General features: G+C 74.5%; 10 protein-coding genes and 1 pseudogene. 4 read left to right on the top strand and 7 right to left on the bottom strand.

Annotated elements, in window-relative coordinates; translation table 11 throughout:
* Positions 1-141, top strand: a pseudogene (locus ABZ234_RS33320) (ABC transporter ATP-binding protein); the annotation flags it as partial.
* A gap of 82 nt (positions 142-223) precedes the next feature.
* On the opposite strand, the gene ABZ234_RS33315 reads toward ABZ234_RS33320, so the two are convergent.
* The 3 genes from ABZ234_RS33315 to ABZ234_RS33305 are packed head-to-tail and all read right to left on the bottom strand — an operon-like array spanning position 224 to position 3082.
* Positions 224-1234 carry an ABC transporter substrate-binding protein gene (locus ABZ234_RS33315; protein ID WP_267949712.1) on the bottom strand — a complete coding sequence of 337 codons (1011 nt, stop codon included), beginning with the start codon at positions 1232-1234 and terminating at the stop codon, positions 224-226.
* The gene (locus ABZ234_RS33310; protein WP_355014690.1) at positions 1215-2042 is read right to left on the bottom strand and encodes an ABC transporter ATP-binding protein; all 828 of its coding nucleotides are present in this window, start codon (positions 2040-2042) and stop codon (positions 1215-1217) included. Before ABZ234_RS33310 ends, ABZ234_RS33315 begins: the two co-directional genes overlap by 20 nt.
* Positions 2042-3082, bottom strand: a complete 1041-nt coding sequence (locus tag ABZ234_RS33305) for an iron ABC transporter permease (protein WP_267950366.1) — start codon at positions 3080-3082, stop codon at positions 2042-2044. The genes ABZ234_RS33310 and ABZ234_RS33305 overlap by 1 nt, the downstream gene beginning before the upstream one ends.
* A 352-nt stretch (positions 3083-3434) precedes the next feature.
* Here ABZ234_RS33305 and ABZ234_RS33300 point away from each other — a divergent pair, with 352 nt between their 5' ends.
* Together ABZ234_RS33300 and ABZ234_RS33295 are read left to right on the top strand one after the other, a co-directional pair.
* The gene (locus ABZ234_RS33300) at positions 3435-4022 is read left to right on the top strand and encodes a hypothetical protein (RefSeq protein ID WP_355014689.1); all 588 of its coding nucleotides are present in this window, start codon (positions 3435-3437) and stop codon (positions 4020-4022) included.
* 125 nt (positions 4023-4147) lie between these two features.
* On the top strand, positions 4148-5665 hold the full coding sequence (locus ABZ234_RS33295; RefSeq protein ID WP_355014688.1) for a PepSY domain-containing protein: 1518 nt from the start codon (positions 4148-4150) through the stop codon (positions 5663-5665).
* A 113-nt stretch (positions 5666-5778) separates the two neighbouring features.
* Here ABZ234_RS33295 and ABZ234_RS33290 read toward each other — a convergent pair whose 3' ends face one another.
* The gene (locus ABZ234_RS33290) at positions 5779-7230 is read right to left on the bottom strand and encodes a PLP-dependent aminotransferase family protein (protein ID WP_355014687.1); all 1452 of its coding nucleotides are present in this window, start codon (positions 7228-7230) and stop codon (positions 5779-5781) included.
* A 67-nt stretch (positions 7231-7297) separates the two neighbouring features.
* Between ABZ234_RS33290 and ABZ234_RS33285 the strand changes: the two genes are divergently transcribed.
* Positions 7298-7969, top strand: coding sequence for a pyridoxamine 5'-phosphate oxidase family protein (locus ABZ234_RS33285; RefSeq protein ID WP_355014686.1), 672 nt, complete (start codon positions 7298-7300; stop codon positions 7967-7969).
* A gap of 270 nt (positions 7970-8239) precedes the next feature.
* Here ABZ234_RS33285 and ABZ234_RS33280 read toward each other — a convergent pair whose 3' ends face one another.
* From ABZ234_RS33280 to ABZ234_RS33270, 3 genes are all read right to left on the bottom strand, one after another.
* Entirely contained in the window at positions 8240-9127 is an 888-nt protein-coding gene (locus ABZ234_RS33280) for a glycoside hydrolase family 19 protein (protein ID WP_267949717.1), read from the bottom strand.
* Between the two features lie 412 nt (positions 9128-9539).
* Positions 9540-9908 (bottom strand): hypothetical protein, encoded by a 369-nt coding sequence (locus ABZ234_RS33275; protein ID WP_355014685.1) that lies wholly within the window; start codon positions 9906-9908, stop codon positions 9540-9542.
* Between the two features lie 265 nt (positions 9909-10173).
* On the bottom strand, positions 10174-11397 hold the full coding sequence (locus ABZ234_RS33270; protein ID WP_355014684.1) for an MFS transporter: 1224 nt from the start codon (positions 11395-11397) through the stop codon (positions 10174-10176).
* Positions 11398-11724: the final 327 nt, after the last annotated feature.

Below are 11724 nucleotides of genomic sequence, written 5' to 3'. Positions count from 1 at the left end.
ACCGTCCCCCCGGTCGCCTCGCCACCGGTCGTGGTCGCGCGGGGCCTCACCAAGACCTACGACACCGGCGACAGCAAGGTCCACACCCTGGCCGGGGTCGACGTGGAGTTCCACCGGGGCGCGTTCACCGCAATCATGGGTGCCCGCGCACGGGGAGGCGGGCCGGGCGCACCGGCCCCGCCACGCGATCGCGGGGCCGGTGCGCCTCACGGCCGGACCGGGCTCAGCCCCGCTCCAGCTCCCGCAGGTACTCGGCGAAACTCTCCAGCCCGTCGATGTTGCGCGGGCCGGAGATGCCCTCGTTGTAGTCCAGGACGAAGAAGTTCTCCTCCACCACCGCCGGGACCTCGGACATGGCGGGGAACGAGGTCAGGAAGTCGATCTTCTCCTGGGCGGGCTGGTCGCCGTAGTCGAGGATGATGACGACCTCCGGCTCGGCCTCCACGACCGCCTCCCAGCCGACCTGGGTCCACCGCTCGTCGAGGTCGCCGAAGATGTTCTCGCCCCCGGCAGAGGAGATGATGTCGTTCGGCGGCACCTGGCTGCCCGCGGTGAAGGGCTGGTCGGCGCCCGAGTCGTAGAGGAAGACGGGGACCGGGTCGCCCTCGGGCACCTGCTCCTCCACCGCCGCGACCCGCTCCCTGTAGCCCTCCACGAGCTCCGTCGCCCGCTCCTCGACCCCGAAGATCCGGCCCAGCCGGTCCAGGTCCGTGTAGAGGCCCTCGAAGGGGGTGACGCGTTCGGGGAAGCCCGGGTAGTTGAAGCAGGACTCGGCGTGCATGAAGCTCTGGATCCCGATGCCGTCCAGGATCTCGGGGGTGATGCCGCGCTGGTCGCTGAACCCGGAGTTCCAGCCCGCGACCACCAGGTCCGCCTCGGCGTCCACGACCGTCTCGCGGTCGAGGAGGTCGTCGCCGAGGAACTCGACGCTCGCGTAGTCCTCCGCCCACGGGGACTCCTCCACCGGCGGGTTGGCCGGCGGCATCACGTAGCCGTGCACCTGGTCGGCCAGCCCGAGGGCGAACAGCTTGTCGGCGCTGCCGCCCTCGTAGGCGACGGCGCGCTGCGGGGTCGTGTACTCCACCTCCTCGCCGCAGCGCTCCACGGTCACCGTGTCCGCGGCCGCCGAGCCCTCCTGGACCTGGGCGCCGCACCCGGCGAGGAGGACGGAGACGGCCGCCACGGGGAGCACGGACCGCCAGGGGGAACTGCCTTCACGAACGCTGGTCGTCATGGGACGCCTTTCTCGACATCACGGAGTCCAGGTGGCCTGGACGGGGAGGGAGCCGGTACAGCACTTGGGGGTCGCCGGTCAGGGGGTGGGGCACCACCGAGGCCTCGATGCCGAAGACCTCGCGGAGCAGGGCGGGGGTCAGGACCTCGTCGGGGGAGCCCGCGGCCACCAGGGCGCCCTCGGAGAGCACACCGATCCGGTCGCAGGCGGCCGACGCCAGGTTGAGGTCGTGCAGGACCACGAGCACCGTGATCCCGGCCCCCCGCACGAGGGACAGGAGTTCGACCTGGTGCCGGACGTCGAGGTGGTTGGTGGGCTCGTCCAGGACGAGCACCCGGGGCTCCTGGGCCAGGGCGCGGGCCACCAGGACCCGCTGGCGCTCCCCGCCGGACAGTTCGAGCACGCCCCGGTGCGCGAGGTGCGCCACGTCCAGGAGCTCCATGGCGTTGCGGCACAGGTCGCGCTCGCGGGCGCTGAGCGCCTGGTTGCCCCGCAGGTGGGGGGCGCGGCCCAGGGCCACGACCTCCTCCACGGTGAAGTCCAGGTCGCTGCCGCTCTCCTGGGTCAGCGCCGCGACCCGTTGGGCGCTCAGGCGCAGGCTGAGGGAGGACAGGTCCTCCGCCCCCAGCCACACCCGGCCCGCGTCGGGGCGCAGGGCCCGGTACACGCAGCGCAGGGCGGTGGACTTGCCCGAGCCGTTGGGGCCGACCAGCCCCACCACCTGCCCGTCGGGGACGTCCAGCGTCAGCGCGCGGACGATCGGTTCGCCGCCGAGTTCGACGGACAGGCCGTCGAGGCGCAGGTCCATCAGCGTCCTCCGAACAGGTAGCCCCTGCGGCGCATCAGGGTGATGAACACCGGGACGCCGATCAGGGCGGTGATGACGCCCAGCGGGAGCTCGCGGGGGGCCGCGGCCACGCGGGACGCGAGGTCGACCCACACCATGAAGACCGCGCCGACCAGCGGGGCGACGGTGAGGACCCGGCGGTGGTCGGCGCCCACGAGCATGCGCACGATGTGCGGGATGACGAGGCCGACGAACCCGATCGCCCCGCTCACCGCGACCATGGCCCCGGTCATGACGGCGGTCAGGGCGAAGAGCCACCGGCGCAGCCGGTCCGCGCCGATGCCCAGGCTGGCCGCCGTCTCGTCGCCCAGCGCCATGACGTCGAGCGGGCGTGCCAGGCCGCGGAGCATCACCGCCCCGAGGACGACCACCGCCGCGACCACGGGGAGGGATCCCCAGGTGGCCGCGCCGAAGCTCCCCATGGACCAGAACAGGACCGTGCTCGTGGCCTCGCTGCTGGGGGCGAGGTAGATGATCACGCTCATGACCGCCTGGAACCCGAAGGACAGGGCGACGCCGGTCAGCACCAGGCGCAGCGGTGTCACCCCCGTCCGGGAGTAGGCGATGAGGTAGACGAGGAGGGTGGCGACGAGGGCCCCGAGGAAGGCGCCGGCGGAGACCGCGTAGACGCCCAGGGCCGAGAGGGCCCCGAACACGCCGACGAGGACGGCGCCCACGGAGGCCCCGGAGGAGACGCCGAGGATGTAGGGGTCGGCGAGCGCGTTGCGCACCATCGCCTGGACGGCGACGCCGACGACGCCGAGGCCGGCGCCGACCAGGGCGGCGAGGATCACGCGCGGCGTCCGGATCTGCCAGATGATCTGGTACCGGACGACCTCGTCGGCCTGGATGGCGCCGCCGGTGAGGGCCGCCCACAGGTAGCGCACGGTCTCGCCGGGCGGGACGAGCGCCGAACCCAGTCCGATCGCCAGGACCATCGACACGGCCAGGACGGCGCCGAGCACGACCGCGGCCAGCGCGGCGCCGGCGGGGGTGGACAGGCGGCGGACCCGGCGCGGGCCCGCCGGGGCGGGGGTGGAAGCGGAGCGGGGGTCGGGACTGTGTGCCTGCCGTGGTTCGTCCGGGGGGACGGACAGTTGGCGCACCGGGTCTCCCTTCCGATATGCGCGATAATGACAATGGTTATCATTCTAGGCTTGAATTGCACCACTCGCGCACGTGATCTGGGTACGGATTCGCCGGTTCGAAGGGCGAAAAGGGCCCGAAAGGGACAAGAGGGCAGAACGTTGGACCCGCAGGGGTTCCGGCGAGGCCGCGAGCGCGGGGGCCCGGCCGAAATCACCCCGGGTACACGTATAGCCACGCAACCGCCGCCCGTGCACAATGGCAGCCATGTCGACGCCCGCCCCGCCCCGGCTGCCGCGCTCCGCGGTGTTCGCGGGGGTGTGCGTGGGCGTCTCCGCCACCGGGCACGGCCTCTCCTCCGGGCACGGCGTGCCCCCGCTCGCCCTGGCCCTGGGGAGCGTGCTGGCCCTCGCGCTCGCCCACGGCGCGGCCCGCTCCGAACAGGGCCTGGGCGCGCTCGCCGCCCGGATGCTGTGGGGACAGGCCGCACTGCACCTGGTGTTCACCCTCGCCTCCCCGTCCGGGGCGACCGTGCCGGGCGGGACGGGCCACGGGCACGCCGCCGCGCACGCCGCCCTCCCCGAAGGCGCGTCCGGGGCCGGAGCCGACATGCTGCTCGCCCACGCCGCGGCCGGGCTCGTGAGCGCGTGGTGGCTGCGCCAGGGCGAACGCGCCCTCTTCGACCTCCTCGGGTTCCTGGACGCGCTCCTGCGGGGAGTGCTCCTCGTCCTCCTCGCACGCCCCCGCACGGTCGTGCTCCCCGGCCCGCCGCGCTTCGCCCGCACCGGTGTGCCCGCCCCCCGCCCGGGGCAGCGGTGCGTCCGCCTCGTGCGCGGGCCCCCGGCCCTCCCCTGATCGACACCACGCCGCCTGCCGCGCGCCCTGCGCCCGGCCCCCGCCGACGCCCCGCGCGCCGGCGCCGCCACCCGTGCCCGCGTCCCCCACGGGGGAGCGGGGAGATCAGCAGAAGGCCCCGACCCATGCGAAGAAACGACACCTCCGACCCCCACGAGCCCGCGGCGGGCGCCCCCGTCCCCGGCGAGCCCGCACCCCCCGTCCCCGCCACGCCCGATCCCGCCGTCCCCGGCGATCCCGCAGCTCCCGCCTCCTCCGCCGATCCCGCCACGCCCGGCGCCGCCCGCACCCTGTGGTCCTCCCTACGCCCCCTGGTCCTACGGATGCACTTCTACGCAGCCGTCCTCGTCGCCCCGTTCATCGTGGTGGCAGCCCTGACCGGACTCCTGTACGTCTACACGCCCCAACTCGAACAAGCGGTCCACGCCGACCTGCTCACCGTCGAACCGGCGGACACCGCCGTCCCGCTCTCACAGCAGGTCGAGGCGGCCTTCGCCGCACACCCGGAGGCGGAGCCGAGCGCCGTGCGCCCCTCCGTCGGACCGGGCCTGACCACGCGCGTGCTCTTCGACGCGGAGGGCCTCTCCGCGAGCTACCGCCTGGCGGTCTTCGTCGACCCCCACACCGGGGAGGTCGTCGGCGACTCGACCAGCTACGGCAGCAGCGCGTCGCTCCCGGTGCGGTCCTGGCTCTCCGAGTTCCACCGGACCCTGCACCTGGGCGACGCCGGACGCCTGTACAGCGAGCTCGCCGCGAGCTGGCTGTGGGCGGTCGCCCTCGGCGGCCTCGCCCTGTGGGTCTCCCGCGGCCGTCGCAACCGCCGCGCCCGCCGCCTGCTCCTGCCCCGGCGCTCGGCCGCCGGGCGCGCCAGGACGCTCTCCTGGCACGGGTCCGTCGGGACCTGGGCGCTCGCAGGCCTCCTCCTGGTGTCCGCGACCGGGCTGACCTGGTCCCAGTTCGCCGGGGAGAACATCGGCGGGATCCGGGGCGCGTTCGGCTGGCAGACCCCGGCGCTCTCCGCGCCCGCCCCCTCCGACCACGGAGGACACTCCGGCCACGGGGACCACTCCGGACACGAGGCCGCCGACCCGGCCGGCGAGGTCGACGCGGTGGTGGACACGGCCCGCTCGGCCGGTCTCGAAGGGCCGGTCGAGGTCTCCTTCCCGGTGGAGGACGGCGCGCCGTTCACCGTCAGGGAGACCGACCAGAGCTGGCCGGTCCAGCAGGACGCGGTCGCCGTCGACGCGCACGCCGACACCGTGGTCGAGGAGCTGCGCTTCGCCGACTACCCCCTCATGGCCAAGCTGTCCACCTGGGGCATCGCCTTCCACATGGGCCTGCTGTTCGGGGTGGTCAACCAGGTGCTGCTGACCGTCCTCGTCCTGGGGCTGCTGGCGATGATCTTCTGGGGCTACCGCATGTGGTGGCAGCGCCGTCCGACCAGGGACAGGGCGTTCGCGACGGGGCGTCCGATCCCGCGCGGCGCGTGGCGCGCGGCTCCGCCGTGGGCCAGGGTCGGGGTCGTCGCCGTGGCGGTGGCCGTCGGGTACCTGCTGCCGGTCCTGGGGGTGTCGCTGCTGCTGTTCCTCGCGGTGGACCTCGCCGTCGGGGCGCACCGCAGGAGGCGGGCCCGCGCCGCCTGACGGGGCCCGGCCCCCGGCCCACGGGGGAGCGCTGCCCGAACTGCTTCCCGACAGCGGTCCGGTCCCCATGTCCCGGGGCCCACGCCCCTTCCCTCCGCGGAACGGCGGGGGGCTCAGCGGGCCGCCGGGCCGCCGCCCCCCGCGCGGCGGCCCACGGCCCCGGCCAGGACCCGGCACGCCCTGCGCAGGTCGGCCGGGTGCGCGGCCCCGTAGCCCAGGATCAGGCCGTGGACGGTCGGTTCGCCGTGGCTCGCACGCGAGGTGTCCTCCACCAGGACGCCCTGCTCCGCGCTCTCGGCCACCACCCCGGCGACCGCGTCGGCCGGCAGCGGCAGCATGACGTGCAGCCCCGCCGTGTCGCCGGTCAGGTACGGGCCCAGGTGGTCGATCAGCGTCCGCCGCCGGCGGGCGTACTCCAGGCGCATGCGGCGCAGGTGCCGGTCGAGGTCGCCGCGCTCCAGCAGCAGGGCCGTCGCCGCCTGGGCCTGGACGCCGGTGCGGTCGGACAGGCGGTCGCGGGTCCCGGCCACGCGTTCGAGCAGCGCGGCGTCGGCGACCAGCCAGCCGATCCCCAGGTCCGGGGACAGCGTCTTGGAGAGGGTGCCGAGCAGGACCACGCGCCCGGGGTCCAACCCGTACAGCGCGGGCAGCGGCGCCACGTCGTAGCGGAACTCGGCGTCGTAGTCGTCCTCGACGACCAGCGCGCCCCGGCTGCGCGCCCAGGCCAGCAGGCGCTCGCGGCGGGGGACCGGGAGGCGCCCGCCGAGCGGGTACTGGTGGGCAGGCGTCGTGTAGACCACGGACAGGTCGGCGGGCAGGTCGTCGACGACGATGCCGTCCCGGTCCACCCGGCAGGGGACGACCTCCGCCCCGCGCGACTCCAGGATGTCGCGCGCCCTCTGGTAGCCGGGCTCCTCGACCCCCGCCCGCCCGCCCCGGGCCAGGACCGTCGCGGCGAGCAGGTCCAGGCCGTTGCCCGTGCCGCGGGTGACCAGGACGTTCCGCGGGCCGACCCGCACGCCGCGGGTCCGGCGCAGGTGCTCGGCGAGCGCCTCGCGCAGCCGCGGGAGCCCGCGGGGGTCGGGGTCGTCGTCCAGCGGCAGGGAGGCCGCGTGCCGCCAGGCCCTGCGCCAGGCGGCCCCGTCGTGCGAGCGCACCCAGGGGGCGCCCGGACGCAGGTCGACCATGCCCAGCCGCCGGGCCTCCGCCCGCGACAGGCGCGGCTCGGGCGCCCGGCCCGCCGCGGGCGGCGGCTGGCCCCCCGGAGGCGCGGGCGCGCCGGGGGAGGGCGGGACCGGCGGGGAGGCGTGCTCGGCGACGTAGGTGCCCGACCCGTGCCGTCCGTCGAGCCAGCCCTCGGCGTACAGCTGCTGGAAGGCCTCGGTCACGACGGTCCGGCTGACGCCCAGCTGCGCGGCGAGGGACCTGCTGGAGGGCAGGCGCTCGCCCGGCCTGAGCAGCCCTTCGGACATGGCGCCGCGCAGCGCGTCGGACAGCTGCACGGTGAGCGGCACCGCGCTGGAGCGGTCCAGGCGCAGGGGCGGGTCGGCCGGCGGTCGGGACAAAGTGGTCTTCCGTTTCAGGGAGGAAGTGGCTGTGTTCGGGGAGTCCACTTCTTCCTAGGCTAGCTCCATGCTCTCGACCACGGAACGCACCAGACTCGGCCGCGCCAAGCACAAGGCCCGGACCGCGCGCACCGACCTGTACGACCTCCTGGACGCCGGGTCGGTCTGCCACCTCGGCGTCGTCGTGAACGGCGCGCCCATGGTGGTCCCCACCGGTTACGGCCGCATCGGCGACACCCTCTACCTGCACGGGTCCACCGGCGCCCGGTCGCTGCGCGCCGGCGGGGAGGTGTGCGTGACCGTGACCCTCGTCGACGGCCTCGTCCTGGCCCGGTCCGCGTTCAACCACTCCCTCAACCACCGCTCCGCCATGGTCTACGGCGTGCCGCGCGTGGTCGGGGACGAGGAGGAGTCGCTGGCCGCGCTGCGGGCCCTGACCGAGCAGTTCGCGCCGGGGCGGTGGGACGCCGTCCGTCCGCCCACCGCCAAGGAGCTCGCCGCCACACGGGTGCTGGCGCTGTCGTTGGAGGAGGCCTCCGTGAAGGTGCGGACCGGCCCGCCCGTGGACGACGAGGACGACCTCGGCCTGCCGGTCTGGGCGGGCGTCGTGCCGGTCCGCCAGGTGTTCGGCGCACCCGAGCCCGACCCCGGCCTGGCGCCCGGGACCGGGGTGCCCGAGCACGTCGCGGCGCTCTCCGGCGCGCTCGCGCCGTCCGGTGGCGCGGCCGGGGCGCGCTGACCCCGGGGCGCCCTCCGAGGGGTTCCGGGACGGTGTGCGGGCCCGGTCGTGCTCCACGGGCGCGGGCCCCGTGGGAGGGGGCCGTCCGGTCGCGGGGCCGGGACGGTGCGGGGAGGCACGGCCCGGAGCGCCGTCCGGCGGGGTCGGGAACAGGGTCGGCGGGGCCGGCCCCTGCTCCCGGGACACCGGAGCGGAGGCGCCCCCGGCGGCGTTCGCCGGGGGCGCCCCCGTTCCGATGCGGTCCGCGGGCGCTTCGCCGCGCCCGTCGGATCAGCAGCTCAGGTTCCCCCCGGTGGTGGTGCCGAGGATCTGGGTGAACTCCGTGAACTTGTTGATGCGGCTCTGGACCTGCCCCGGGTTGTTGCCGTTGCACTCCATCGCGCCGTTGATCGAGCGGATGGTCTCGCCGAAGCCGTGGCCGTTGACGATGGCGTTGTGGGGCGTCATCGTGCCGGGGCCGCTCTGGGTGTTCCAGTACCAGAGGCCGGTCCGCCAGGCGACCGAGGCGTTCTGCTCGACCAGGTAGGGGTTGTTCAGCAGGTCGATGCCCAGGGCGTCGCCGGCGGCCTTGTAGTTGTAGTTCCAGCTGAGCTGGATCGGACCGCGTCCGTAGTAGGCGGCCTGGCCGGCCGGGCAGCCGAAGGGCTGGTTCCAGTCGCAGTAGTGCGGGTAGTTGGCCTCGTTGGTCTCCCTGATGTGCACCAGCCCGCCGGTCTCGTGGCTGACGTTGGCGAGGAAGGCGGCCGCCTCGCGCCTTCGCACCTCGGTGCTGCCGGTGTTGGCGAAGGCCGGGTAGGAGCTGAGGGCGGTGGTGAGGCCGCTGTAGGTGTAGAAGGAGTTCCGGTTCGGGAACATCTGGTTGAACTGGGCCTCGCTGACGACGAACGCGACGGGGTTGGGCTCCTCCTCGCCGCCGTTGCCGCAGGCGCCCTGGTCGGTCCAGACGTCGGAGGCGCCGGGGCGCTCGTTCTGCGTCCACCACTTGGCGGTGTAGTTGCGGCCGTTGTACGAGGCCTGGCTGCCGCCGGTGTAGACGGCGGAGGAGCTCCAGGCGGTCGCGCAGGCGGTGGCGGCCTGCGCGGAGAACGCGGGGAGGACGGCGAGCACAGCGGCGAGCGCGCCGAGCGCGGCCAGCTGGCTCAGAAGACGTCGGATCACGGGGTCACACTCCTAGGGTGCGGCGCGACGTCCGACCGCGCGCCGCAGGGGGTGCCGTCACCTAAGCAAGCTGGTCTAGACCTGTCAAGACCTGTGCCACGGATCGTGAGGATACGGTGACGGAACGGACGGGGCCGGTGTGGGGGAGGGTGCCTCCGGGACGCGGCCAGGAGGTTCCGGACGCACCGCGCCCCCGTCCGCCTCGCGGTGGGCGGGGGCGGTCCTTCCCGTGTCAGACGGGGACCCCGATCCCGCCCTCCGGGTCTGCCATCGGGTCGTTGATGCCGCCGTCCGGTTCCGTGCCGGAGGGGTCGTCGGTCCCGCCTTCGGGGGTCTGCTCGCTCACCTGTGTCTCCTCGGGTCGTTGTGCGCCGTGCCCGCGCGGAGGGCGGGGAGGGCGCTCGTCATGTGCTCAGCAGCTCGGCAGGCCCGGGATGGGCTCGTTCTGCCCGCCGACGGTGAAGGCCGTCACGGGAATCAGGACTCCGCGATTGCCGGTGTCGTCATCGGTGCTGGCGTACCAGATGTTGGTGTTGCCGTGTGCGTCGGTGTAAGGCCACCTGGGGAAGCGGTACTGGCAGTAGAAGTAGTGCCTGCCGGCGTAGAGGGTGCCGACCTCGTAGAGAGAGGTGCCGCTGGTGTTGATGCGGTAGCTGCTGATGGTGATCCACGTGTTGTAGTAGTACCGGGCCGCCGCGGCGGCCGGGGACGCGCTGAAGGCCAGGCTCGCGAACATCAGCAGCGTGACGGCGAGGGCGCGGACGGTGCGGGAACGGGTCATGGTGTCCTCGTCGGCGGTCGGGATCCTGCTCCACTTGTTCCCGGGCGCTTGTCGCCGGCAACCGTGATGCCCGCATCCGGCCAACATCCGCGGAGGGGGTTGCGCGGGGTCCCGTCATCGGGGTCGTGCGGCGGTGCCGCGGCTCCGCCCCTCCCGCCGCGCTCCCGTCGGGCGGCCCCGGGAGGCGCCGTCCGTGCCAGGACGGGGCCTCTGCCGGGCGGTCCCTCGCGTCCGGCCCCGGGCGGGGGTGGTGGGAGCGACCGGCTCAGGGGGCCCGGCCCCGTTGCGGGCCGCTGGCCAGGGCGATGACGGCGCCGAGCACGGAGATGCCCCCCAGCAGCAGGAACACGGCGGCGTAGCTGCCCATCGGGCCCGACAGCAGCGCGCACGCCCCCGGGGCCAGGGCCATGGTGAGCATGAGCGGGGTGTGCATGACGCCGTTGAGCGTGGTGTAGTGCGCCTCCCCCCAGCGGTCCGCCACGGCCGTGGCCTGGAGCAGGGTCAGCACGCCCTTGGCGGAGCCCACCAGCGCGGCGGCGCCGATGACCAGGGCCAGCGGCCCGCTGACCAGGGCGAGCAGGACGGTCGCCGCAGCGCAGGCCAGGAGCACGACCGCGATCCGGTGAACCGAACCGCTGATCCGCGCCAGCGGGGTGTAGGCGAGGCGGCCCAGCACCTGCCCCACGCCCACGACGCCGAGTGCCCAGGCGGCCTCGGTGGTGCCGTAGCCGCGCTCCTGCATGAGCGGGACGATGGCGACCACCACCGCGTACACGGTCAGGGTGCCCAGGGCCAGCGCCGTGGTGAGGGCCCAGAACGCGCCGCTGCGCAGCACCGCGCGCACGGCGGTGCGGTCGCGGGTCCGGTCCTCCGCCCGGGCGGGGTTCCAGGGCCGGGACAGGGCCAGGGCGTGCAGCGGGACCGCGACCAGGGCCAGGATCAGCGCGAGGACGAGGTAGGTGCCGCGCCAGCCGACCTGTGCCTCCAGCGCGGCGGTCAGCGGCGCGAAGACGGTGCTGGCCAGGCCGCCGACCAGGGTGAGGAAGGTCAGGGCCCGGACCCGGCGCGGACCGTACCAGCGGGTCAGGGCGGCGAAGGCGGGCGGGTAGGAGAGGCCGGCGACGGCGATCCCCGCCACCTGCCAGGCCGCGCCGAAGAACCACAGGTCGGGGGCCAGGGCGACCCCGACGACCGCGAGGGCCCCGAGCAGCGCGGCCGCGGTCATCACCGCGCGCGGGCCGCGCAGGCGCAGCCAGCGGGCCACGAAGGGGCCGCTGAGCCCCGCCATGACCTGGGATCCGGAGAACAGGACGATGACGATCGGGAGGGACCAGCCGGTGTCCTCGGCGATGGCCGGTCCCAGCACGGGGAAGGCGTAGAACAGCACTCCCTGGCTGACGGTGACGGTGACGCACAGGGCAGCCAGCGCCCCGCGCGCCTCGGTGCCGGCCGGTCGCCGTCTCCGCGGGCGCGGGCGCCGAAAAATCATACGCGCCACCCGCCCGACGACGGCCGGGAGCGGGTGAAGGGCTGGGGAACGGAGGCACGGTTCCATCGCTCTTGCACGGGGGACTCCTCGCCCTGGAAGGGGCAGGTCCAGGGATCGAACGAACAGGTGACGCGTTCATGTCCATATCCCCTTTACTACACTGAGTATTCACCGAATGACCATCTGTCGTTTGCCTGGCATTCCAGGTTCTTTACGGTCAACCTGCGACTATCCGCGCCTGTCCGGTCATCCGCCCATACGCCCGGGGCCGCCGCGCCCCCGGGCGCGGCGGCCCCCGGGGAGGGACACCAGTGGGCGGTGGGCAAT

This window comes from Nocardiopsis sp. NPDC006198, assembly GCF_040613895.1.
Lineage (GTDB): Bacteria > Actinomycetota > Actinomycetes > Streptosporangiales > Streptosporangiaceae > Nocardiopsis > Nocardiopsis tropica.
Note: the sequence above shows the minus strand (reverse complement) of the source record. Positions and strands in the feature narration are given on the sequence as shown.

Bases quoted from the DNA above. Each gene is read 5' to 3' on its own strand.
- ABZ234_RS33315 (WP_267949712.1), bottom strand. From the start codon at position 1,234: ATGACGACCAGCGTTCGTGAAGGCAGTTCCCCCTGGCGGTCCGTGCTC.
- ABZ234_RS33310 (WP_355014690.1), bottom strand. From the start codon at position 2,042: ATGGACCTGCGCCTCGACGGCCTGTCCGTCGAACTCGGCGGCGAACCG.
- ABZ234_RS33300 (WP_355014689.1), top strand. From the start codon at position 3,435: ATGTCGACGCCCGCCCCGCCCCGGCTGCCGCGCTCCGCGGTGTTCGCG.
- ABZ234_RS33295 (WP_355014688.1), top strand. From the start codon at position 4,148: ATGCGAAGAAACGACACCTCCGACCCCCACGAGCCCGCGGCGGGCGCC.
- ABZ234_RS33285 (WP_355014686.1), top strand. From the start codon at position 7,298: ATGCTCTCGACCACGGAACGCACCAGACTCGGCCGCGCCAAGCACAAG.
- ABZ234_RS33275 (WP_355014685.1), bottom strand. From the start codon at position 9,908: ATGACCCGTTCCCGCACCGTCCGCGCCCTCGCCGTCACGCTGCTGATG.
- ABZ234_RS33270 (WP_355014684.1), bottom strand. From the start codon at position 11,397: ATGATTTTTCGGCGCCCGCGCCCGCGGAGACGGCGACCGGCCGGCACC.